The organism is Collimonas sp. NPDC087041, from assembly GCF_044745265.1.
Lineage (GTDB): Bacteria > Pseudomonadota > Gammaproteobacteria > Burkholderiales > Burkholderiaceae_D > Collimonas.
Window position 1 is genome coordinate 242,923 of record NZ_JBIUZX010000007.1, and the last position, 22,488, is coordinate 265,410.

A 22,488-nucleotide genomic window follows, 5' to 3' on the forward strand; every position below is an offset into this window, starting at 1 on the left:
CCTCTCAAAAGTTCCGAGGAGAAAACTTATCAGGAATTTAATACATTGTCTATAAAACAATTATTTACTTAACATTTTTTTGCACTTGCTAAATGGCGGTACGAATGCCTGAGCTCGCATTCGCGACATTGCGTGGGCGCGGGTACCCACGCTCCCAGGCTGGCGTTGCTGGTGCCGGCGTAGGGTGGGCACATCGTGCCCACGCGTGAACTTACTCCACGCAGATGCCTCCGTCGATATGGCATAAGCCCCACTCTGGAGATGACGGTAACGCGTGGGCACGGGTGCCCACCCTACCGGGCTGGCGCCGGTCCAAAATGAAAAAAAGCGCAAGGCTTGCACCTTGCGCTTTTTGTTTCCGACTCCCGCAGCAGCTTAGTGCGAGCGGATCATGGTGCCGAAAGCCTGTTCGGTCAACACTTCCAGCAGCAGCGAGTGCTCGATGCGGCCGTCGATGATGTGCACGGTGTTGACGCCCGACTTGGCGGCATCCAATGCCGACGAGATCTTCGGCAGCATGCCGCCGGAGATGGTGCCGTCCTTGAACATTTCATCGATCTCGCGCGCCGACAGGTCGGTCACCAGATTGCCCTGCTTGTCTTGTACGCCGGCGATGTTGGTCATCATGATCAACTTTTCGGCGTGCAGGATTTCCGCGATCTTGCCGGCCACGACGTCGGCGTTGATGTTGTAGGCCTGGCCGTCGGCGCCGAAGCCGATCGGCGAAATGATCGGGATGAAGGCATCGTCCTGCAGGGCCTTGACCACCGCCGGATTGATCGCTTCGATTTCACCGACGTAGCCGATGTCGAGGAATTCGCCCGGCTTTTCGCGGTCCGGCATCCGGTATTTGCGGGCGCGGATCAAGCCGCCGTCCTTGCCGGTCAGGCCCACTGCCTGGCCGCCATAGTGGTTGATCAGCATCACGATGTCCTGCTGCACTTCGCCGCCCAGCACCCACTCCACCACTTCCATGGTTTCTTCGTCGGTAATCCGCATGCCTTGCACGAAGGTGCCCTGCTTGCCGATTTTCTTCAGCGCGTTATCGATTTGCGGGCCGCCGCCATGCACCACCACCGGGTTCATGCCGACCAGCTTCAGCAAAATCACGTCGCGCGCGAAACCGTGTTTCAGGCGCTCTTCAGTCATTGCATTGCCGCCGTATTTGACGACGATGGTTTTTCCGTGGAATTGACGGATGTACGGTAACGCCTCGGCCAGAATTTCTGCTTTGATTCCTGGGGCAACGTTGGCAAGATTGTTGGTCAAATCGGCCATGAACAGTCCTACAAGAGATTTCTGAGTGGCTGCCAGAGGGGAATCGCGGCCCAGTATGATACCGGCGGCTAACGACCCGTGGCGGAGGCTGGGACCTGTGACAGCTTGTCAGAAGAAAGTAAAAGGGTGCAAAGACTGCAACTCGCTGGAGTCATAAATCGCTGCGCAATGGATCAGCGCGATTTTACATGGAAATGCGCCGAATTAGGTGCGACAACACGACCATTCCTTGCATGTTGTTGCGTAAGCATACCATCGGTATAAGCTGGTGTTGTGCAGTGCAAATAATAGCGCTACAACGACAGCATTTCGGACGCTTATTTTTTGCTTGAATGGCAATAGTCGCCGGCAAACCCAGCGAGTTTCCAGACAACAACTTACGCAAAAGGATCATAGCAATGGCGCAATGCCCCGCCTGCCGACAGGAATTTTCCTGCGGCGCCGCCCAGCACCCCGAGCAGCCGTGCTGGTGCAGCCAGCTGCCGCCATTGCCGGATGTCGTTGCGGCAGCGTCTGCCCAGTGCTATTGCCCCGACTGCCTGCAGCGCCTGCTGCAGTCTGCTACCTGCAACGATCTTTAGCGCTTTCTGGCAATGATGACCTGGCTCTTTGGCAGCGCCAAATCCAGGGCTTCCTTGACCCGCATCCCGTGTTCGCACTGGAGTAACGCTTCCCATGTAGCAGCCCAATGATTCAAGGTTGCGTGACCAGTCGGGGTCAGGCCGTCCTTGTGCGAACTCCAGTATAGCGACCACCAAACGGTGAAGAAGAATCCATAAAGGTCGTGCGACACAATCTCAAGACCGGCTGCCGATACCATTTGCGCGAATTCCTCGCGACCGACAACCCGAATGTGGTTCGGATGTTCAAAATAGGAAGGGTGCGCAACCCGCTTGAGGATGCCCTCTGAAGAGGCATCGGGGACGGCCAGCAAATACAAGGCGCCCGGCTTCCCAACGCGCACCAGCTCGCGCAGAAATGCCGCCGGCTCCGCCACGTGTTCGATCACTTCCGTCGAGACGATCCGCGTAAATGTTTCGTCTGCCATCGGCAGCGGATTTGCATCGGTGATGACCGCTTCAACCTGGCGCGCGGCGGTCGCCTGCAGCAGGCGTCCGGTCTCCTCCACCATTGCCGGATCGATATCGGCAAACACGATGTGTGCGCCTTGACGCGCGCAGAACAGGGCGTTCGAACCGCCGCCACAGCCCGCATCCAAAACCATATCTTCTTTGGAAACAGTAAAGCCCTTGAATAGCTCCCCCGTTGCGTCGTTGAACCAGCCGCTCGCACGCAGGCTCTTCTCCATTAACGTATAGGGATTGAAGTCTCCGGGAAACCTGATGTCCTTGTCCTCCACCAGTGCAGGAGCCTCCAGGACGACTTTTTTACCTCCGACCAGCCGTTTAAGCAGACTTACAACCATCATTTCTGTCCCTAGAAAATTATTGTTGTCGTGCGTCTTTTTTGCCTGACCTATCAAATTTATTCAGCTGAGTCGCGCGTCTGGTTTTCGTCGCGCTTAGAACAGGTAGCTAACTAGGGTCGGAGTCATTTTCGCAAAGGGCCGCGAAAAAAAAACTCCAACCCCAAATGACTCTGCCCATTTTCTGCGGCAATGTCACAAATCATGAAGCTCTCACTAGTGGCAGCTACGCACTTCCTGCCCAGGAAAATCCGTCTTGATCTTGTCGAAGGCAACTTTCGAGTCACCGCCCAGGTCACGTAATTGGAACGCTACCTTGGTTGAGCTGGCATTGCGGCTGCCGACCTTGGCGCCGCTCAGGCCGCGCTTGGCCAGGTTGGCGACCTGTTTCTGGGCGGCTTCGTCGGTCTTGAAAATACCCAGTGAAATGCCGAAGCGCAAAGGGCCGCCGTCCTGGATCACGAAAAAGTCGCTGATTCCGAGCCGGCGCAGATCGTCGGCCTTCTTGTCGGCGGCTTCCTTGCTGCCCAGCGACGGCAGGTAGACCATGTGGCTGGCGATTTCCTGGACATCGCGGCGGACGAATTTGATGTTCGGCGTCAGCTCCGCCAATTGGCTCGAAAAGCGGCGCGCCTCGGCGGCGCTGAAATTGCCGATTTCGGTACAAGCTATCGGTGCGGCATCGGCAACTTGCGGCGGCGCGCTGTCGGCGCCTGCGGCGGCGGCCGGTGCCAGAGTCGCGGTGGCACCGGCGGCAGGAACGGCGTCGGCCGCCAGCAGCTTGATCTTGTCGGCCTGCAGTTGCTTGCCTATGCGGGCCGGCTCGCGGCCGTCGCTGTAGAGCGCGCCGAGATAGCCGCGTTCAGCGGCAAACAAGGCGGCATTTGCCAATAACAGCAGCCAGAAGATGAGTTTCAGCATAATTGGGTCGAAAGATATGTCGCCGCGGTTTGCAGGCCGATGAGTACCAGATTATCAACTGTTTCGTGCTCTATCGACAGATATGGCGCAATCAATGCCGCCGAGCCGCCCGCCACGATACAGCGTATTTTGCCGTCCGGATACTGCCGCGCCTGCAACGCCACGGCACGTTCGATGGCGCCGACCTGGGCATTGATGCAGCCGCTGATGATGGCGTCGTCGGTGTTGTCGGCAAACAGCGCGGTCACTTCCACGTGTTCGCGGATGTGCGGCAGCTGCGCGGTGCTGCGCGCCAGCGAAGTAGCCATCAAACCCAGGCCCGGCAGGATCATGCCGCCGGCAAACAGGCCGTCGGCGCTGACGGCGTCGATGGTGGTCGCTGTGCCGCAAGTGGCGACTATCAATGCCTGCTGCGGAAACAGGCGTTGCGCGCCGAGCGCTGCGGCAAAGCGGTCGCAGCCGAGTTGCGCCGGTTGCCGATAACCATTGCGCAGCGCGCCCAGTTGCGCCGGCGAGGCAAACCAGTTGACCGGTACTTGCGAACCAATGCTCGCCTCAAGCGCGGCCTGCAGGTGCGCATGCAACTGGGCGCCCGCAACGTTGGAAATCAACACACTGGATACTGCCAACCCGCTCCAGCGCGCGCCCAGTTCCGTGAGTTCTGAATGCGCAGCCGAGCCGCTGTCCAGCCATATCCCGGGCGCTTGTCCCGCAGCGGGAAGCTGGGCGACGGCCCATTTGATGCGAGTATTTCCGACGTCGATCAATAGCATCGTCATGGTTCAACCTTCTTTCGGACGCAGGGAGATATCGCCGGCCATGATGGCAATCGGCGCGCTGCCATGGTCCGCCTGCAGCAACAGCCGGCCGATGTGATCGATGCCCAGCGCCCGGCCTTCATGCAGGGTCTTGCCTTGGTCCAGGATCACCACCTGCTGGCCGGCAAAGGCGTGCAATCGATTCCAGCGTTCGACAAAGGCTGCCAGGCCATCGCTCTCGAATTGCTGCATGTTGCGGGCCAACGCCGTCAGCAGCGAAGCCAGCAGCAAGTCACGGTCCTGCGCCGCCGCCGACGGCAGGTTGGCGGTGCTGCGGCCTATCTGTTGCTGTAACTGCTCGGAAATCGCGATATTGAGGCCGATGCCGATCACCGCCCACACCTGCTTGTCCGGCGCGGTCGCGGTTTCGATCAGGATCCCGGCCAGCTTGCGGCCGCCCTGCAAGACATCGTTCGGCCATTTCAATTGCACCGCGACGCCGAAATCGACCAGGGTCTCGGCGATCGTCACGCCGACCGCCAACGGCAGCCCGACCAGCGCCTGCAGCGGACAGGCAAATGGCCAGGCCAGCGAAAACGTCAGCGCCGCTGACGGTGCGCTCAGCCAAGGTCGGCCGGCACGGCCACGGCCGGCGGTTTGCATTTCGGCCGCCAGCAGCGTCGGCGCGGTCAGCGCCAGCGGCGATTTGTTGCCGACATTGTCGAGCGCCACTCGTGCCAACAGATCGGCATTGGTGGAGCCGGTTTCGGCCACCACCTCAATCCGGCAATGCTCGGCATGATGGCCGGCAAAGGCGGCAATGCGCGCTGCCGAAAGCGGCGTCGCAGGAGAATGGGGGGCAAAAGATTGGGCGGTCATGCCGCGCATTGTAACGGGATGCGGGTTGCGATGAAATGGGTTAGCCTGACGCCAGATGTAAGTTAGCGATCACTACGCCGATTTTCACCGGTAAATTGACAATCTGGCCGCCGTATTTCACCTTCCCAGCTCTTTTTTACAGCACCTGCAATAGTACTAATATCAATTCTCCCTTAAACTGATGCGATGCCGAATCCCGATTCCTCGACTCCCATTCTCGACCTGACCGATGGCAACCTGATCGCCGCGCGCGGCAACTGGCAGGTGCACGCATTGACGCAACCTGGGGTAATCAAGGCTATCCAGGCCAGGCTGAAGAGCCTGGCCGGCCGCGACGGACTGCGCTGGGACCTGTCGCACATCGGCACCCTGGACCATATCGGCGCCCAGTTGTTGTGGAACGCCTGGGGCAAGGCGCGGCCGCCGCAATTGATCGTGGCGCCGCAACACCGTGATTTCTTCCAGCGCCTGGATGCCGCCGGTCCACTGGCACTGCCGCCGAAACCGCCGCAGCCAAGCCTGTTCAACCGCATCTATAACATCGGCAGCACGATGCTTGGCCGCGTGTCCGGCTTCGTCACGCTGCTGGGGCAGCTGATGCTGGATTTCCTGCGCATGCTGCAAGTCCCGCACCGGGCGCCGTGGAAAGAGATTTCCGCCAACATCTACCATGTCGGCTACCAGGCGTTGGGCATTACCGCGCTGGTCGGTTTCCTGATCGGCGTGGTGCTGTCTTTCCTGTCGGCGCAACAGCTGCATACTTTCGGCGGCGACATCTACCTGGTCAACATCCTCGGCATGAGCATCATCCGCGAGCTGGGGCCGCTGCTGGCGGCGATCCTGGTGGCTGGCCGTTCCGGCTCGGCGATCACCGCGCAGTTGGGCGTGATGCGCGTCACTGAGGAACTCGATGCGATGCTGGTGATGGGCCTGCCGCATGGTTTCCGGCTGATCCTGCCGCGCGTGCTGGCGCTGCTGATAGCGATGCCGCTGCTGGTGATCTGGACCGACGCGATTGCACTGATCGGCGGCATGGTGGCGGCGCAGTTGCAACTGGGCCTGTCGCCAACGTATTTCCTGCAGCAGTTGCCGAACGCGGTGCCGCTGCCAAATTATTTGATCGGACTTGGCAAGGGCGCGGTGTTCGGCGGCCTGATCGCGATGGTGGCCTGCTACTTCGGCCTGCGCATCGAACCGAATACCGAGAGCCTCGGCCATGGCACCACGACGTCAGTGGTCAGCGCGATTACCATCGTCATCGTCGCCGATGCGGTATTTGCCATCATATTCAGCGGTGTGGGGTTCTGATGGCTAACACACAGGCGAACGTGCAACCCATTATCGAAATCGACAAGCTGTGGACCCAGTTCGGCCAGACCGTGATCCACCAGGATCTTGACCTGAGCATCAATGCCGGTGAAATCGTCGGCCTGGTGGGCGGTTCCGGCTCAGGCAAGACCACGCTGGTACGCCAGGTGCTGGGGCTGAACCGGCCCACCAAAGGCACCGTCAAGGTGTTCGGCGTCGACGTCAGCAAGGCCGACGTCGATCAAATGTACTCGCTGCAAAACCGCTGGGGCATGCTGTTCCAGCAAGGCGCGCTGTTTTCGGCATTGACGGTATTGGACAATGTGGCATTGCCGATGCGCGAGCTGCGGGCGCTGCCAGACAACCTGATCCGCGATGCCGCACTGCTGAAGCTGCAGATGGCGGGCATCGGCCCTGAACATGCGCTGAAGATGCCTTCCGATCTGTCGGGCGGCATGATCAAGCGGGTGGCGTTGGCGCGCGCGCTGTCGCTGGAACCGGAACTGCTGTTCCTGGATGAACCTACCGCCGGGCTCGATCCGGCATCCTCGGCGGCATTCATCGAACTGATCCGCTCGCTGCACAAGGACATGCACCTGACCGTCGTGATGATCACGCATGACCTGGAACCGCTGCTGGCGTTGTCGACCAAGATCGCGGTGCTGGCCGACAAGCACGTGATTGCCTACGACACGCCGGAGCAGGTGATGAAAGTGCGCCATCCGTTTATTGACTCGTTTTTTCTCACAGCCCGCAATTTCGAACACGACACTTGCAGCTGACAACTTGCCGCCAGCCTTGGCAGTAGTGCATGGCCGCTGGCGCAACGATAGGAAGTCTTATGGAAAACAAATCGCATGCCCTGATCGCCGGGCTCTTCACTGTGCTGCTACTGATCGCGGCCATTTTCGGCGTGATGTGGTTCAACAGCGACCGCGTCGAGCGCGTGCCCTACGAGATCGCCACCAAACTCTCGGTGCCAGGACTCAATCCGCAAGCCGATGTGCGCTATCGCGGCCTGGATGCCGGCAAGGTCGAGGCGATCACCTTCGATCCCAAGGTGCCGGGGCAGATCCTGATCCAGATCAAAGTCAATCCGGATACGCCGATGACGCAATCCACGTTCGGCACGCTGGGTTACCAGGGCGTGACCGGGATCGCCTACGTCCAGCTCGACGATGACGGCAGCAAGCCGGTCCGGCTGGTCAGCAGCAAGGCCAATCTGGCGCGGATCGAGCTGCGCCCGAGCCTGTTCGACAACCTGCAAAGCAAGGGCGCGGTGATCCTGGCGCGCGCCGACGAGATGGTCAGCAAGCTCAACAATCTGCTCGATCCCGACAACCAGAAGACCATGCTCAAGGCCTTCAGCGACGTCAGCAACACCGCCAATGAATTCCGGACTATTCCGCAGCAGATGAGGCCGACCTTGCAGCAACTGCCGGCATTGACCGGGCAGATGAACCAGGCGCTGAAATCGATCACGGCGCTGTCCGACAACATGACCGCGCTGAGCAAGAGCCTCAATATCCTGACTGCCAGTTTGCAGGGGCCGGACGGCGCGGTGACGAATTTGTCGGGCGCCGCACAAAATATCGGTTCGGTGGTCAACGGCTTGCAATACGATACGCTGCCGCGTTTCAATACGCTGGCTGACGAAGCGCGCTCGTCGATGCGCACGCTGAACCAGACCATGGATCACTTCAACCAGCAGCCGCAAAGCATCCTGTTCGGCAGCAAGGGCCTGCCGCCGGGGCCGGGAGAAGCCGGCTTTGCCGCACCTGTACCAGGCCGCTAACCGGCCAGCGCTCATCACAACTCCGCTCCAATCCAGAAGGTACGCCATGACCACTATGCCAAGAATCCTGTCGTCACTTGCCGCTATCGTCCTCGTCGCCGGCTGCGCCAGCAGGCCCGAGACGCCGACCCAATACGACCTGGGCCGCCTGCCGGCAGTCACGGCGACAGCGACCAGCGCGTTGCCGCCGATCAGCGTGGCCGATGTCAATGCGCCGGCCTGGCTCGACAACAACATGATGTTCTTCCGCCTGGCCTACGCCAACGAGCAGCAGCCGCGCCCTTACGCCAACAGCCGCTGGACCATGCCGCCGGCGCAGTTGTTCCAGCAACGCCTGAAATCGCGGCTGGCGCAAGCCGGCGGCACGGTGCTGGCGATGTCGGACGCGGCGCTCAACGTGCCGCTGCTGCGCATCGACCTGGATGACTTCACGCAAACCTTCGACACGCCGGATCGCAGCCAGGCCACACTTCAGGTGCGGGCATCGCTGTTCAATGGCCGCCAGCTGCTGGCGCAAAAGAGTTTCAGCAGCCAGGCGCCAACACCCAGCGCGGATGCGGCCGGCGCGGCGCGCGCCTTTGTCGCCGCCAATGATGCTGTCATCGATAACCTGATGAGCTGGCTGGCAACCGTCGCACCGAAAAAATAATGACGGAAAAGGTTGAATCGCAGGCGGCCCGCTCCGCCGTCGCATCCTCGTTTGCCCGCATCAGCCTGGTGATCTACCTGCTGCTGATCATGTATGCCAGCTGGTATCCGTTTGCCGGCTGGCGCGATCTCGGGCTGTCGGCATTTGCCTACCTGAAAGCCCCGCTGCCGCATTACTGGACGGTGTTCGACGTCTGGACCAATGTCGCCGGCTATCTGCCGCTCGGCATGCTGATGGTGCTGGCGTTGCCGACATCGCGCCGCTGGTCAGTGTATTGGGCGATCGTGCCGGCAACGCTGGTCGGCATCCTGTTCTCCGGCACCATGGAAGCGGTGCAAACTTTCCTGCCGACGCGGGTCGCCTCCAATCTGGATTTGATGACGAATAGCGCCGGCGCCCTGCTCGGCGCCGTGCTTGGCGCCTTCCTGCGGCCGCGCTTCGGTCCCGACAGCCGCCTGCTGCAGTTGCGCGAGCACTGGTTCAACCGCGAAGCCAGCCAGGGCATGGTGGTGGTTGCATTGTGGCCGCTGGCGCAAATCTACCCGCTCAGCCACCTGTTCGGTTTTGGCCAGTTCACCTCGATGCTGTCCACCTGGCTATCCGATCTGCTGGAACAGCCGGTCGACCTGCAAGGCTGGATTACCAACGACATACAATTTACCGCCGCCCAATACTGGCTGACAGAAACCATCATCACCGCCTGCGGCCTGACCGGCGCGGCGCTGACTTTCCTGATCCTGCTGCGCAAGCAGGCGCCGAAGGTGCAGCTGACGCTGCTGCTGATCTTTGTCACGCTGATGACCAAGGCGCTCGCCACCGCGCTGCTGTTTGCGCCTGACAACGCCTTCGTCTGGCTGACTCCGGGATCGTTCGGCGGCCTGCTGATCGGCGGCCTGATGCTGGGCGGATTGGCGTTCGCACCGCAGCTGGCGCAACGGCGGCTGGCCGGACTATGCCTGGTCATCACCTTGCTGTTGGTGAATATCATGCCCGACAACCCTTATTACGTCGAAACCCAGCAAACCTGGACGCAAGGGAAATTCTTGAATTTCAATGGCGTGGCCCAGTTCCTGGCCCTGCTGTGGCCGTTTTGTACACTCTGGTTCCTGTTTCATCCTTTACATCGCCGGCGTGCAGCCAGCAAGAATTCGCCGCAAGATTCCAGATAAGAAGCAAGGCGACCCTGAAACGAAAATGATGCGGGTGTATGATTCCAGCCTGTGTCCTCTGCTCGATGCGTGCATCCGAGCCAACCACCCCAATACCAACACTCCGTCATGAGCGATAAACCCTACTACGAACACCACGTATTCTTTTGCCTGAACCAGCGCGCCCCCGGCGAGCGGGTCTGCTGCGCCAACAGCGGCGCGCAAGCCGCGCAGGAACATGCCAAACGCCGCGTCAAGGAGCTGGGCCTGGCCGGCGAAGGCAAGGTCCGGATCAACAAGGCCGGCTGCCTGGAACGCTGCGAAGAAGGCCCGGCGCTGGTGATCTACCCGCAAGGCACCTGGTACACCTACGTCGACAATGACGATATCGATGAAATCATCGATGTGCATCTGGTTGGCGGAAAAATTGTGGAAAGATTGAAAATCTGACTTCAGGAATCACCGTAGGGTAGGCAAGTTTTTTTGCCCACGCGTTGCCGAAACAAACAACGGAAATGCATCGACCTGACACGTGGGCACAAGTGCCCACCCTACCGAAGCGTTTGAATTGCAACGAAATCTTCATCTGCCTCCGCCGTAACCCAATCAATCCTATCCAATGAACGCCCAAACCCAACCTTTCTTCATCGCCGGCGCCGTCGGCCAACTCGAATGTGCACTTGACCTGCCTGCTCCCGATACCTTTGCCGTGCCGCGCGGATTGGCGCTGGTGGCGCATCCGCATCCGCTGTTCGGCGGCACCATGGATAACAAGGTCGTGCACACGCTGGCGCGCGGCTTCCTGGCGCTGGGCTATGCGACAGTACGGATGAATTTCCGCGGCGTCGGCAAATCCGAAGGCGTGCATGACGAAGGCCGCGGCGAGACCGACGACATGGCGCTGCTGCTGGAGCACATGCGTCAGCAATATCCCGATTTGCCGCTGGCGCTGGGCGGTTTTTCCTTCGGCACCTTCGTGCAATCGCAATTGCAGCAGCGCCAGATCGAAGCCGGCACGCCGGCCGAACGGCTGGTGCTGGTCGGTACTGCGGCCGGCAAATGGCCGATGCCGACCGTGCCGGGCAACAGCATCCTGATCCACGGCGAGCTGGACGAGACGATTCCACTGGCCTGGGTGCTCGACTGGGCGCGGCCGCAAGACATCCCGGTGATCGTGATTCCCGGCGCCGATCATTTTTTTCATCGCCGCCTGCAACATATCAAGAATCTCATGGTCGAAATGTGGCATCGCTGACAAGCGGCCGGAACTGCATGTTTCAAGTGCGGTTACACGCTTCTTGAAGCGTGTAAATGCCGTCCGGGCAAGCGGTAAGGCTATAATTCTGTCAGCTTGTATGTGTACGGTTGTTTGCCTGCCGTCTCCGCTTACTTATTTTTTCAACCATTTACGCTAATAAAATTGCTCAATATCCACATTGGCAATTGCATAATTTTGTTGGTACTGACTTCATTACTCGATACTCCATGAAAAAAATACTCGCGGCGCTTGCTGCAACCGTCCTCTCCATATCCGCTGCCTTCGCGCAGACACTGCCGCCGCCGACAGTCGCCGCCAAATCGTGGCTGCTGCTCGACACCACCAGCAATCAAGTAGTTGCCGCCCAAGATCCCGACATGCGCATCGAGCCGGCTTCGCTGGCCAAGATCATGACTGCGTACGTGGTGTTCGGCGCATTGCGCGACAAGAAGATCAGCCTCGATCAAATGGTGAATGTGTCGGTGCGCGCCTGGAAAGTCGATCCGAGCAGCTCGAAGATGTTTATCGATCCAGCCACGCCGGTCTCGGTCAACGACCTGCTGTACGGCCTGATGGTGGTATCGGGTAACGACGCCGCGGTAGCGCTGGCGGAAGCCGTGGCCGGCACTGAGGATTCGTTCGTGGCGCTGATGAACCACGAAGCTGAACGCATGGGCATGAAGTCGACCCACTTCGGCAATCCGCACGGCCTGCCGAGCGCCGATACCTACTCGACCGCGCGCGACCTGTCGACGCTGGCGGCGCACGTGATTGTCGATTTCCCCGAGTTCTACAAGATCGACTCGACCAAGAAATACACTTACAACAAGATCACCCAGCCTAACCGCAACCGCCTGCTGTGGCTCGACCCAACCGTCGACGGCATGAAGACCGGCCACACCAGCAGCGCCGGCTATTCGATCATCGCCAGCGCCAAGCGTCCGAATGCAGGCGGTGACCGCCGCTTGCTGGCAGTCGTGATCGGCACCGATTCCGACAGCATCCGCACCCAGGAAGCGCAAAAGCTGCTGAACTGGGGCTTCCAGAACTTTGACGCCGTCAAACTGTACTCCAAGGGCCAGGCAGTCGACACGCCACAAGTCTGGAAAGGCGCCAAGAGCCAGATCAAGATCGGCTTCAACCACGACGTCTACGTGACCGTACCGAAGGGCATCGCCGACAAGATCAAGCCGGTGCTGGAACGTACCGACCCGCTGATCGCACCGATCCAGCAAAACGCCAAGGTCGGCACCCTGAAGGTCAACGCCGACGGCAAGACCATCGCCGAATTCCCGGTACTGGCGCTGGAAGGCGTGAACCAGGCTTCGATCTTCGGCCGCGCCTGGGATTCGATCCGTTTGATGTTCAAGTAATCCGTTGCAGCGGTCCTGAACGGATTGCTCAAAAAAAAATGACAGCTGCGGCTGTCATTTTTTTTGCCGGGACGATCTGCAATCAACGCTTGCGGCGGCTACTCCATGCTTCCAGGAAGGCCAACGTCACATTCGCCTCATTGGTTTCTGCCAGGCCGCTGCCGAAGAATGCTCCGACATCCTTGAAATCGTTGCCGCCGGCCAGGTCCGACAAGCTGCGGAACGCGATGAAAGGCACGCGGTTGGCATACGCCACCTGGGCAAACGCGCCAGTTTCCATATCCACCACCTGTGCCTGCAGGTTATCGAACAGATAGGAACGATAGCCGGGATTGGCCAGGAAAGCGCTGCCGGAAACGCCACGGCCGCCGACCCGCAATTCCGGCTGGACGCTCACGCACAGGGATGGGTTCTTCGGTCCGCATTTCGCCAGCGCCGGTTTCAGGTTGCGGGCCAGCGCCAGCATCTCGGGATCGGCGTGGAATTCGAAACGGAATTCTCCTTGCGGCGCGTTAGTCGCATTCATCACGAAATTGTCGCGCATGAACAAGCCGCTACTGACCGGGCCATTCGGCGTATCGATCTTGAAATCGGGGCGCGGCTTGCCGTTTTCAGAAGCCAGTTTGACACCGAGACAGCTGGTGTCGCCGGCAGCGCCGCACGGGGATGGCAGAGTGCCGTCGCCATTCCAATACACTTCCATCGGCATCGCCCAGCTCTCCGGCACAGTCACATCGCCGACATGGTTGGCAGGATTGACGCCACCGGCGATGCCGCTCATCAGCAAGCGCTCGACATGGAAATGATCCATCATCAGTTGCGTCACCATGGTGGCATTCACCACGCTCACGCCGCTCAGCACGATCACGACCGGATTGCCACGCAATTCACCGGTGGTGAAACGGTTGCCGTTGATCAGCCAGTCGCGCTTTTTCTGCGTCTGCTCCAGCAGGATATCGGCCTCGGCGCCGAACGCCGACACGATGCCGATGCGCGGCTTGCATTCAGTCAGGCACTGCTTCTGCGCTGCGGGCGCGGCGCTGGCGCTCGATATCAATGCGGCGCCGGCCAGCAAACTGAACATGGTCCGGCAGAGGATTTTCAATACAGGGGTTTTGGCAAGCAAGGGGCTTCCTTTCGCAAAGGGGTTCAGCGGCGGTCAATTCGTCTGCCGCCACAGGCGGATAAATGAATCAGGTATTGTCCGGACCTTGTGCAATTCCTGTGCCATGCGCTCGGGTGCTGTAGCGCCAGCGCAGCAAGCCGATTGCGTAGGTGACGTAATAACCGGCCAGGATGCCGAAAATCAGCAACGTCAACGGACTACCGGAAAGGTTGGCAGATGGCCAGACGACTGGCTCGGACGAGAAATAGAAAAGCTGAATCGCCCGATAGCCGATACGCACGATGAACAGCAGCGATAGCGCGATCCCCAGATGCAGGCTGGGCGTATAGAACAAGCCGTCCGGCGTTTTCTCGAATTTGGTCAACCGATGTCCGTAGACACCCAGTCCCGCGCCCAACAGCGCACCGCCGGCGATGGCAGCAGCGTGGGCGGTATTGGCGATAGAGCCGAGCAGCAGCATGCCGACCAGCCAGGTAAAGAAACAGATGGTGATCCAAGGCCGCACGTTGGACAATTTCTGCCGCCCGACCATGCGTCGGATACGCGCATACAGGCGCCAGACAATCAACGCGGCAATGCCGGCGGAAACCACGAAGGAAGGATGCGCGGGAATTGCCATGTCGTTGTCTCCGAAGACTAATCGCCGATTGAGTGAGTCGAGATCAATTCAATATCAGGAAGATTTTCCGCCACTTCCCGGATCGAAGAATACCGCATTAACGCATCGACGACCTGCGGCAACGGCTCTGCCCAGATTTCCGGCAAATCCCTTTCCTGTTCCGCCAGGATCGGGAACGCCAACCTCTCCACAGGCGGCATGAAGCGGGCATCGATACCAGGTTTGTTACCCCGCGCATCGATACGGTACCAGCCATGCTGCTTCAAATGAACCGCATTCAACCCATGCAGGCAAAACGGCGGTCCTTCCATCCCCACCGACAGTCGCTGGTAGCACAAGCCAGTCGGAATACCGTTACAACGCAACAACGCCGCCAACAGATGGCTCTTGGCATAGCAATATCCGGTGCCGTGCAGCAGCACATCGGAAGCGCGGCAAGTCACCGGGTCCAGTTTGAAATCCCAGCTATGCTTGATGCCGTCGCGCACGAATTCGAAGCAAGCCTTGACCACTTCTTCTTCCGATACGCAGTCGGCAGCCAGCGCACGCGCCTTGGCGGCGACTTCGGGATGGTCGCCATCGATGTAAGTACTCAATGCCAGATATTGATTCATGTATTCGGTCCGAAATCTGTCTCGCGCAATCTTTGTCGATTTACGCTGCCTGCTCGGCAGCTTCAAAATTGATCTGTGCCTGTTCGCGCACCTGAGCGCGCCGCAATTCCCACAGCTCGCGCAGCTTGTCCGAACGCAGTTCGCGTTCATCCGATTCCGATACGAAGCCGACTTCGCCATTGCCGTCGGCGACGGTGCGGCTAAAGCTCCATTCGCGCGAAAATTCCGGCTTGATGGCGCCGGCGTGCTTGGTCGGCATCGCGCAGATCAATTGCATGCCGAGGTTGTCGCGCAAGAATTTCAGGACGTCGCGTGCGCGGCCTTCATCCATCTTGGCGAACGATTCGTCATTGACCAGCAAATGCAGGCTGGTGCCTTTCTCAAACCGCTTGAGGCGGTTGGTGACCACTGCCGAGTGAATGATATAGGCCGGCGTCTCCAGCTGGCCGCCGGAGCCGGTGCCCCATTCCGACAGACGCACGTGAGAGCCGGTATCGGATTCCTTGTAGATTTCGTAGCGCCGATAGTTGCGGTAATCGGCAACCCGCTGCAACTCCTTGACGGCCTTGTCTTCATCGTCCGACAACAGCAATTGCACCAGGCGATCGCGCACCTGGCAGTTTTCTGCGCTCAGGCCGGGGCCGGAGAACAGGCTGCTGTTTTCCTGCGTATCCGACATTTCCGAGGTGGCGCAGAAGAAGTCGTAATAAGCCTTGAATTCCGGTATCCATTCCGACCAGTCAATACGGAATTTGTCGGTGCCGAACTTGAGCTTGTCGAGTTCGATGTTAAGCGTTTTCAAGGTGCGTACGCCGGTGTCGACAGCGTTGCGGATCTCGTAGCAGAACTGCTTGGTGAAGACGTCGTTGAACGACGATTCGGCAGTGCGCAACTGCTCCAGGTTCTTGATCAGGCCGATATCTTTCTGGCGCGTCAGCTGGCCGCGGGTGCGCTCCTGCAAGGTCACCATCATTGCATACAGCGGCGCGAAATCGCCGTCGCGCAGATCGTCGCCCTGCGCCACGTCGAAACGCTCATCAATCCGTGCGTGGGCATGGTATTCGCCAAGCGCGTTGCGCGCATCGCCGTACAGTTGCCAACTGAGCGCTGTTTGTTTGGCGACGTTGCTGGAAGCCTGGAATGGCGTATAGCTGCCTTCGTTGACCCAGCCGGCGACTTCGTCGGTGAGCGCAGTGAACGACAGGCTGCCGTTGACGATGCACAAGTCGCGCAGTTTTGCGGTATCGCTGTCGACCCGCGCTTGCTTGCCGCCCATGCCCAGGTCCAGCTTGGTTATCGCTGCCTGATGGCCTTGGATGGCTTTTTCATGGCCGCCGATATTTTTGCTGCAGGCGGTCTTGCGTGCTTCAAGGTTGGCGATTTCGACACTCAACGCTTCGGCCTCGTCTTCCAGCTTGCTGACTTGGGTCAGATCCAGCCGGCTCAGATCCTGGCGGGCGGCGTCGAGATCGCGCACCAGGCTGCCGAGGTCGTCAATCGCCGCAAACGACGGGCACTGCAGCTGCCCCATCAATGCCAGCGCGCCCTGCAGTTCGCGCAGTTGGGCGCGCACTTGCGTCAGTTCCTGTTCTGCCTGAGCATGTTCCTGCTCGGCTCTTTGCTTGGCGAGGCGCTTGGCTTCCTGGCCGAACACCAGCAAGTCGGTATCGGCAGTAAACATCGTGCGCGAACCGCTGCCCTTGCCGTCCTTGGTCAGGCCGCGTGATGTGTGGCGCAGCGCTTCGGTATCGCTCACCTTGACCACCTGGCCGAACTGGTCGTGCAGGTAGGCATGTGCGATCGGATGTTCGGTGCTGAGTTCATGCACGATCGAATCGCTCGGCGTTCTTTCGACCTTCAGGTTCTTCAGGCAGAAGCTGCCCTGGATCACATTGGCGCGCAGACGCTTCTGGCGCACGAAATCGATGGCCTTGCCTTCCCAGGCCTGATCCACCACAAGATTGAAGCGGGCGCCGCCCAGATAGCCTTCAATGGCGGCCTGCCATTCTTCCGACAACGGTTCGACCAGGTCGCACAAGACTTGCGCGCGCGCCGCACCCAGCTCACTACGGAATTCCTTCAACGCGTGGCGGATGTGTGCCGGATAGTCGGCGCCGCCTTCGGCCAGGTTGGCTTTGCGCGAGGCGGCATCTTTTTCGCGACGCAGCGCTTCGTGTTCGGTGTTGCGCAACTGCGCGATTTGCGTGTGCAGGGCAGAGACGAAACTGTGTTCAGTGCCGGCCAGCGCGCCATGCAGCTTGCCTAACGCGGCGTCGACGCCTTCAAAGTCGTTGACCAGCATCAGCGATTTCAGTACATCCACTTGATCGGCCTTGGCCAGTTCGGCGATGCTGCGCAGATGCGTGGCGAGATCAAGCGTGCCGGCCGCCGACAAGGCCAGCACCACCTGGCGCGCGGCATCGGCAATCTCTTTCTGTTCCAGCGGGATCTGCATGCCGGCCACGCTGCGTGCGGCGGTTTCCAACTGCTGGGCGATCAGCGCATTGTGCTGCAGCGAATTGAAGACGGCCTTGATCTTGCCGTCGCATTGCTCGATGCGATTCTGGATGCGGGTCTTTTGTTCGGCCGCCGGAATACCCATCATCTGCGCATGAATCTGCGTCAGGCTACGGTTCTTGGCATTGCGGTCCTGCTCCAGCTGATCGACGGTTTCGGTTTCGTCATCGATCAATGCCTGCAATCCCTCGATGGCAGAGGCCGCAGTTTCCAACTGGCGTTGATCTTCGCGCAGCGCCAACGACGACACCAGTAATTGCGACTGGCTGGCCGACTGATGTGCGCGCGCCGTATCGCCGACCGTCTTGCTCAACAGCTCCAGCCGCTTGACGTTGTCGCTCAAACGCTCGCCTTCCTTGCGCAGCTCGTTGACCTGGCGCATCAGCTTGCTGATCTGGCCGATGCGTTGCGACAGTTGCGTGGTATCGAGTTCCAGGATCTGGTGCTTGACCAGATCGTCGACGCTGCCGATCGGCTTGTGCGCGATCGACTGGCTCCAGGCGCGCGCCGCGCTTTCAGCTTCGGCGAAGGAAACGGTTTTCTGGCCGCGGAAACGTCCGTACAGCTGGCACAGATACTCACGCTTGCTGTCGCGGAAATTGGTGACGCCGCGGTATTTTCCGGACAGATGGCGCTCGATCTTTTCCACCGCTACCACCGCCATGCCGCCATCGATTTCGGTCGATGTCAGGTCGCCCAACTGCAATGCGACGCCATCAATGATCAATAGCGCCAACCGTTCCGATACCGCTTGCCGGCGCTCGCCGGCGCCATCCACGCGCGCCGAAGCCGCCACCAGCGCGGTGAACTCGCGTCCCTCTTCGCCTTCGCTCGGCTTGAACACCGCGGCGACATAGCCATGCGCGCCGTTCGGCCGCGCAAACAGGTTGTCCTCGGCGCCGACAATGTAAGACCACAGGCTGCGCTTGGTCTTGCCGTTGCGCGCGCCTTGGGTGGTTTCGTCCTGGCCCGGGTTGTAGCTGAAAATATTCTGGTACACCGCCGTCATCACGGTTTGCAGCGCATCCAGCATGGTCGATTTGCCGGAACCGGTCGGCCCGGTCAGCAGGGTCATGTTACCCATCGGGTATTCCTGCGAGCGCAACGCGCCCCAGTTCACCAGGATCAGTTTATCCAGCTTCATTCGATGCTTCCTTCTTTATGTGCTGCTTCCAGGCTGTCTTCCAACGCATCTTCCGACATCTCATCCAAAGTGCCTTGCAGATCGCCCGGCTCTTCGTCTGCCGCGGCCTCGCTGCCGGCTGCCAGCGGTTCGGATTCCAGCGCAGCTTCCAGCATGTCGTCGCTGATGATGCCGAGGATGGTCGGACGGATCGCCAACAGCGCGTCTTCATCGTCCATTGAAAAATTGGCGGCCAGGCGGATCAGGCGATGGCGCTTGAGTTCGTTCAGCAGGCGTTGCCGTTCGACGCTGGTCGGCGGCAGCGCGCGTTTCAGTTGCGTCTGCAAGGTGGCCGATAGTTCTTCGAAGCGGGTCAGCACCTCGCCGCTGTCGGTCAATCGGCTGCCGCCTTCGGCCAGGCCCTGCTGATACTGGAAGCGCAGAGCCAATGCAGCCGCCACGAAATCCGGCGACAGCCGCGCGCGCAAACCTGGCACTGGTTCCAGGCCATCTTCCGGCAATCCCGGCACTTCGGCGCCGGGCGCATACAGGCGAAAGAATTCGCCTTTCAAATTGTGCTCCAGGCGAAAACCGCCGAGCTGGAAATAATCGCCCAGGCAGGCTTCGATGCGGCGTGCGTCGTCGTACAAACGCTGCTCGACGCCATCTTCCTCGCGCATCACGATGCCGGCCGCGAACAGGCGCGCGACGATTTCACGGAAACGTTCCAGCGGTAAGCCGTGCAGGCTTAGCTGGGTGTGCAATGTTTCATTCAGTGTCATGTTTCATCTCGATCTGGTAATCATCGCCGGCATAGAACTCGTTCCAGAGCTTGCCCGGCAATTTTTGTACGGTCAGGCGCGGATCGCGCGCGCCGCGCACCGCTTCCACCACCTGCATGTTGTTGAGGACGTCGGTGGTGGTTGCCACCGGTAGCGTTGACAGGCGGATCGGCCGGTCGCGCAAGCGCAGTTCGGCGCGCAGGCGATGCACGATGTCGTCATTGGATAGTGCGAAGGCGTCGGCTTCGGCGCGGTACATGGCGGCCGCCAGACGCGCATCGCGCGTCACTTTCGGCTGCGCGGTGACGGTCAGCGCCTTGCGCCGCTGCGATGCGCTGCGCAATTTGAAGGCGGCCGGATCGAGCAGGCGAATCTCTGCCGGCGCGATGGCGGCGCCGATCCGCAGCAGCAAGGCATCCTGCTCTGCGCCGCTGAGACTGGCGGTCTTGCCGATCGCCACGCTATAGGCCTGGCGGGTCTGGCCGCCGCGCAGCATCAACGCCTGCTGCACGATGCTGGCGGCGCGCTGCATGTATACGCTCATCGCCTTGATCAGTTCCGGATGCTTGGTGGTGCAAGCGGCTTCCACCATTTCCTCGATGCGGTCCAGCATCCAGTCCAGGGTCGACGGCCCTTGCCGTTCCTGGGTGGCCCAACGGGCGATGTCGTTCAGCTGCAACTCCAGCGCCTGTGCCGGTTCCGCCTCCAGGCTATGCAAACGCGCGATGACATCGCGGATCGCCTGCCGGTGCCGTTCGATGCTGTCGGCGGTCAGCTGCTTCTTGAATTCCTTTTCGAAACGGTCGAGGAATTCCATGAAACCGTCCCACGGCGTTTGCGAGGCTTCCAGCATCAATCGCCGCACCAATTCCTGGAAATAATCGACGCCTTCCGACAAATCGCTGATGACTTTTTCGGCGTAGTCGTAGGCGTCGATCAGATCGTAGGCATCGACATTGCGCAGTGCGGCGTTGAGGGCGTTGCGGCAGCTACGGACATTGCGCTGGCGGGTGCGGGCGCTGCGCCGCTCAAGCGACCAGAACGCTTCAGCGAACAGCTTGCCGGCGCGGGTGAAGCGATAGGCGGTGACCAGCCCGGCGCGGTCGCCGAAGGTTTCCAGCCAGCCGTCCCGGAGCAGCGTGCGCAGCAGCGCACTGCTGCTTTGCTGGTCGTCGCCGCCATCGGCAATGAAATCGTCGTCGGGCAAGCCGGCGGCGGCGTCTTCCTGCTGCAGCAGGATCTGGCGCGACTCCTGGATCACCGGCAGCAACAGGTCGCGCAAGCCGTCGCGCGTCAGGTTCTGGCCGTAATCGGCGCTGGGGCCGTGCAGCCGCTCATACAGCGCACGCACGCAAGCCACCACCACGCTGCGGTGCTTGCCGGCAAGGGGCCGGAAAAAATTAAGTCGTTCGGGTTCAAAAAACAATGCAATTCGCCTGCTGTAATGACCAAGGCGTGAATATATCGCCTTGGCGCTGTCCATACGGAATATTCTGACCGCCATTGTAAAGGCTGATGCCCGGCTGCGAGCATCCATATTCGCCTGTGGACAGAACCCTGAGGGGTCCGTAACATGCTTTCCCATCATTGGATTATCCTGTGCATTTGGGGGATAAGGCCGCCGCAGCCCGGCAACCATCCGGGCTGTCGAGAAAATCAACGCCACCGGCAAGGCTTACCCACGCCAGCCGCCAGGAGACAAATATGCTTGTACCCAGCTACCAACTCAGTATTGCCATCGCCTGCCCGTTGGTGGACGCCTTGATGAACGACCTGACGACGTTGAAACAGCTGTTTGAGGCCAGCTAAAGCCCTACCCGCCCCCACCCAAGGCCTACTTCCATGACATCCGCGCAACCGCCGCTGCAAAACCTGCCTGCCGCTCCCGACAACGTTATCGATGGCGGCGGCCAGCCGCGCATGGGGCGTTATGCCGGCCAGACCGGCGCCATCGACTGGTCGCAACTGAGCGCGCCGTTCTCCCGCAGCAAGGTATGGCGCCGTTTTCATCACAAACGCTGGCAATACGTAGCTTTGTCAACGCCGGAGCTGCTGTGCGGTATCGCCATCGTCGATGTTGGCTGGACCAACACCGCATTTGCCTATGTTTTTGACCGTCGGCAAGGCAAGCAGATCGCCAGTTTCTCCCAGGACGGCATCCCCGGCCTGAGCGCCACCGTCAGCCATCGCCCGGGCGGCGCCAGCAGTTTCCGTTTCTTCGGCAGCCGCATCGATTACCTGCCGCCGGCCGCCGGCGCTGCTGCCGACGGCAAGTACCGGCTCAGCCTGCAATGCGACCAGTTCAGCATCGACGCCGAATTCGCTGCCGAGGGTACGGCGCCGCTGCTGCTGGCGGTCGGGCCGATCGTCAACGGCTCGGTGCATGCGACGCAAAAATCGCCCGGCATGCCGCTTACTGGCGAAGTGCATGTCGACGGCCAGCGCTTCGACCTGCAGGGCGGGGTAGCCAGCTTCGACTATTCGAACGGCTTGCTGGCGCGCAATACCGAATGGCGCTGGGCTTCCGCCCACGGCCTGGATATCGGCTTCAACCTGCAGGCTGGCTACTTCGGCAACCAGGAAAACGTGCTGTGGCTGGACGGCCAGCTGCATGCGCTCGGCCATGTGCGCTTTGAGTACGACATGAATGCGCCAATGGCGCCGTGGCACATCTATACCGACGACGGCTTGCTGGATTTGCAGTTCATGCCGGAAGGCGCGCGCCGCGAGAACAAGAACATGCTGATCGCCGCCACCCGCTATATCCAGCCGATCGGCAGTTTCAGCGGCTGGGTCAAACCGAACCGGCAAGCCGCGCCGCGCCCGGTGGAGCATCTGGTAGGCGTGACCGAAGAACACTTCTCGCGCTGGTAATCGCCGGGTAAAATTGCCTGGAATCAACTCCGACCCCCGA

At 60.3% G+C, this 22,488-nt stretch carries 21 protein-coding genes; 10 read left to right on the forward strand and 11 right to left on the reverse strand.

Going from position 1 to position 22,488, the window contains the following annotated elements; genetic code table 11:
• Positions 1-375: 375 nt before the first annotated feature.
• Entirely contained in the window at positions 376-1,278 is a 903-nt protein-coding gene (argB, locus tag ACIPF8_RS15190) for an acetylglutamate kinase (RefSeq protein ID WP_061534928.1), read from the reverse strand.
• Positions 1,279-1,676: 398 nt separating this feature from the next.
• On the opposite strand from argB, the gene ACIPF8_RS15195 reads away from it, so the two are divergent.
• Complete coding sequence (locus ACIPF8_RS15195; protein WP_400422372.1) at positions 1,677-1,859, forward strand: cysteine-rich CWC family protein; 183 nt, start codon at positions 1,677-1,679, stop codon at positions 1,857-1,859.
• On the opposite strand, the gene ACIPF8_RS15200 is transcribed toward ACIPF8_RS15195, so the two are convergent.
• The 4 genes from ACIPF8_RS15200 to ACIPF8_RS15215 all read right to left on the reverse strand — a co-directional run bounded on the left by ACIPF8_RS15200 (position 1,856) and on the right by ACIPF8_RS15215 (position 5,262).
• Complete coding sequence (locus ACIPF8_RS15200; protein WP_400422375.1) at positions 1,856-2,707, reverse strand: class I SAM-dependent methyltransferase; 852 nt, start codon at positions 2,705-2,707, stop codon at positions 1,856-1,858. The two genes, ACIPF8_RS15195 and ACIPF8_RS15200, sit on opposite strands and share 4 nt — an antisense overlap.
• A gap of 213 nt (positions 2,708-2,920) precedes the next feature.
• On the reverse strand, positions 2,921-3,625 hold the full coding sequence (locus tag ACIPF8_RS15205; RefSeq protein ID WP_400422378.1) for an SPOR domain-containing protein: 705 nt from the start codon (positions 3,623-3,625) through the stop codon (positions 2,921-2,923).
• Positions 3,619-4,404 (reverse strand): type III pantothenate kinase, encoded by a 786-nt coding sequence (locus tag ACIPF8_RS15210; protein WP_400422380.1) that lies wholly within the window; start codon positions 4,402-4,404, stop codon positions 3,619-3,621. Before ACIPF8_RS15210 ends, ACIPF8_RS15205 begins: the two co-directional genes overlap by 7 nt.
• 3 nt (positions 4,405-4,407) lie before the next feature.
• Positions 4,408-5,262 (reverse strand): biotin--[acetyl-CoA-carboxylase] ligase, encoded by an 855-nt coding sequence (locus ACIPF8_RS15215; RefSeq protein ID WP_400422382.1) that lies wholly within the window; start codon positions 5,260-5,262, stop codon positions 4,408-4,410.
• Between the two features lie 186 nt (positions 5,263-5,448).
• On the opposite strand from ACIPF8_RS15215, the gene ACIPF8_RS15220 reads away from it, so the two are divergent.
• From ACIPF8_RS15220 to ACIPF8_RS15255, 8 genes are all read left to right on the forward strand, one after another.
• On the forward strand, positions 5,449-6,570 hold the full coding sequence (locus ACIPF8_RS15220) for an MlaE family ABC transporter permease (RefSeq protein WP_400422385.1): 1,122 nt from the start codon (positions 5,449-5,451) through the stop codon (positions 6,568-6,570).
• Entirely contained in the window at positions 6,570-7,352 is a 783-nt protein-coding gene (locus ACIPF8_RS15225; RefSeq protein WP_400422388.1) for an ABC transporter ATP-binding protein, read from the forward strand. The genes ACIPF8_RS15220 and ACIPF8_RS15225 overlap by 1 nt, the downstream gene beginning before the upstream one ends.
• Positions 7,353-7,411: 59 nt before the next feature.
• Positions 7,412-8,365: an MlaD family protein gene (locus tag ACIPF8_RS15230; RefSeq protein WP_400422391.1), complete on the forward strand. Its 954-nt coding sequence runs from the start codon at positions 7,412-7,414 to the stop codon at positions 8,363-8,365.
• 46 nt (positions 8,366-8,411) lie between these two features.
• Entirely contained in the window at positions 8,412-9,014 is a 603-nt protein-coding gene (locus ACIPF8_RS15235) for an ABC-type transport auxiliary lipoprotein family protein (protein ID WP_400422394.1), read from the forward strand.
• Positions 9,014-10,183, forward strand: coding sequence for a VanZ family protein (locus ACIPF8_RS15240; RefSeq protein ID WP_400422396.1), 1,170 nt, complete (start codon positions 9,014-9,016; stop codon positions 10,181-10,183). The genes ACIPF8_RS15235 and ACIPF8_RS15240 overlap by 1 nt, the downstream gene beginning before the upstream one ends.
• Before the next feature lie 108 nt (positions 10,184-10,291).
• Complete coding sequence (locus tag ACIPF8_RS15245) at positions 10,292-10,612, forward strand: ferredoxin (protein WP_061537483.1); 321 nt, start codon at positions 10,292-10,294, stop codon at positions 10,610-10,612.
• Between the two features lie 169 nt (positions 10,613-10,781).
• Complete coding sequence (locus tag ACIPF8_RS15250) at positions 10,782-11,417, forward strand: alpha/beta hydrolase (RefSeq protein WP_400422399.1); 636 nt, start codon at positions 10,782-10,784, stop codon at positions 11,415-11,417.
• 230 nt (positions 11,418-11,647) lie between these two features.
• Positions 11,648-12,793: a D-alanyl-D-alanine carboxypeptidase family protein gene (locus ACIPF8_RS15255; protein ID WP_061534936.1), complete on the forward strand. Its 1,146-nt coding sequence runs from the start codon at positions 11,648-11,650 to the stop codon at positions 12,791-12,793.
• Between the two features lie 82 nt (positions 12,794-12,875).
• Here ACIPF8_RS15255 and ACIPF8_RS15260 read toward each other — a convergent pair whose 3' ends face one another.
• The 6 genes from ACIPF8_RS15260 to ACIPF8_RS15285 all read right to left on the reverse strand — a co-directional run bounded on the left by ACIPF8_RS15260 (position 12,876) and on the right by ACIPF8_RS15285 (position 21,000).
• A complete protein-coding gene (locus tag ACIPF8_RS15260; RefSeq protein WP_400422402.1) occupies positions 12,876-13,919 on the reverse strand; it encodes a menaquinone via futalosine step 2 in 1,044 nt (347 codons plus the stop codon).
• A 67-nt stretch (positions 13,920-13,986) separates the two neighbouring features.
• A complete protein-coding gene (locus ACIPF8_RS15265) occupies positions 13,987-14,538 on the reverse strand; it encodes a hypothetical protein (protein ID WP_400422404.1) in 552 nt (183 codons plus the stop codon).
• Between the two features lie 17 nt (positions 14,539-14,555).
• A complete protein-coding gene (locus ACIPF8_RS15270; RefSeq protein ID WP_400422406.1) occupies positions 14,556-15,152 on the reverse strand; it encodes a transglutaminase family protein in 597 nt (198 codons plus the stop codon).
• Positions 15,153-15,192: 40 nt separating this feature from the next.
• On the reverse strand, positions 15,193-18,813 hold the full coding sequence (locus ACIPF8_RS15275; protein WP_400422408.1) for an ATP-binding protein: 3,621 nt from the start codon (positions 18,811-18,813) through the stop codon (positions 15,193-15,195).
• Positions 18,810-19,574 (reverse strand): DUF4194 domain-containing protein, encoded by a 765-nt coding sequence (locus ACIPF8_RS15280; protein ID WP_400422411.1) that lies wholly within the window; start codon positions 19,572-19,574, stop codon positions 18,810-18,812. Before ACIPF8_RS15280 ends, ACIPF8_RS15275 begins: the two co-directional genes overlap by 4 nt.
• Positions 19,561-21,000, reverse strand: coding sequence for a Wadjet anti-phage system protein JetA family protein (locus ACIPF8_RS15285; RefSeq protein WP_400422413.1), 1,440 nt, complete (start codon positions 20,998-21,000; stop codon positions 19,561-19,563). Before ACIPF8_RS15285 ends, ACIPF8_RS15280 begins: the two co-directional genes overlap by 14 nt.
• A gap of 416 nt (positions 21,001-21,416) precedes the next feature.
• On the opposite strand from ACIPF8_RS15285, the gene ACIPF8_RS15290 reads away from it, so the two are divergent.
• A complete protein-coding gene (locus tag ACIPF8_RS15290) occupies positions 21,417-22,448 on the forward strand; it encodes a DUF2804 domain-containing protein (RefSeq protein ID WP_400422415.1) in 1,032 nt (343 codons plus the stop codon).
• The last annotated feature ends 40 nt before the right edge of the window (positions 22,449-22,488 follow it).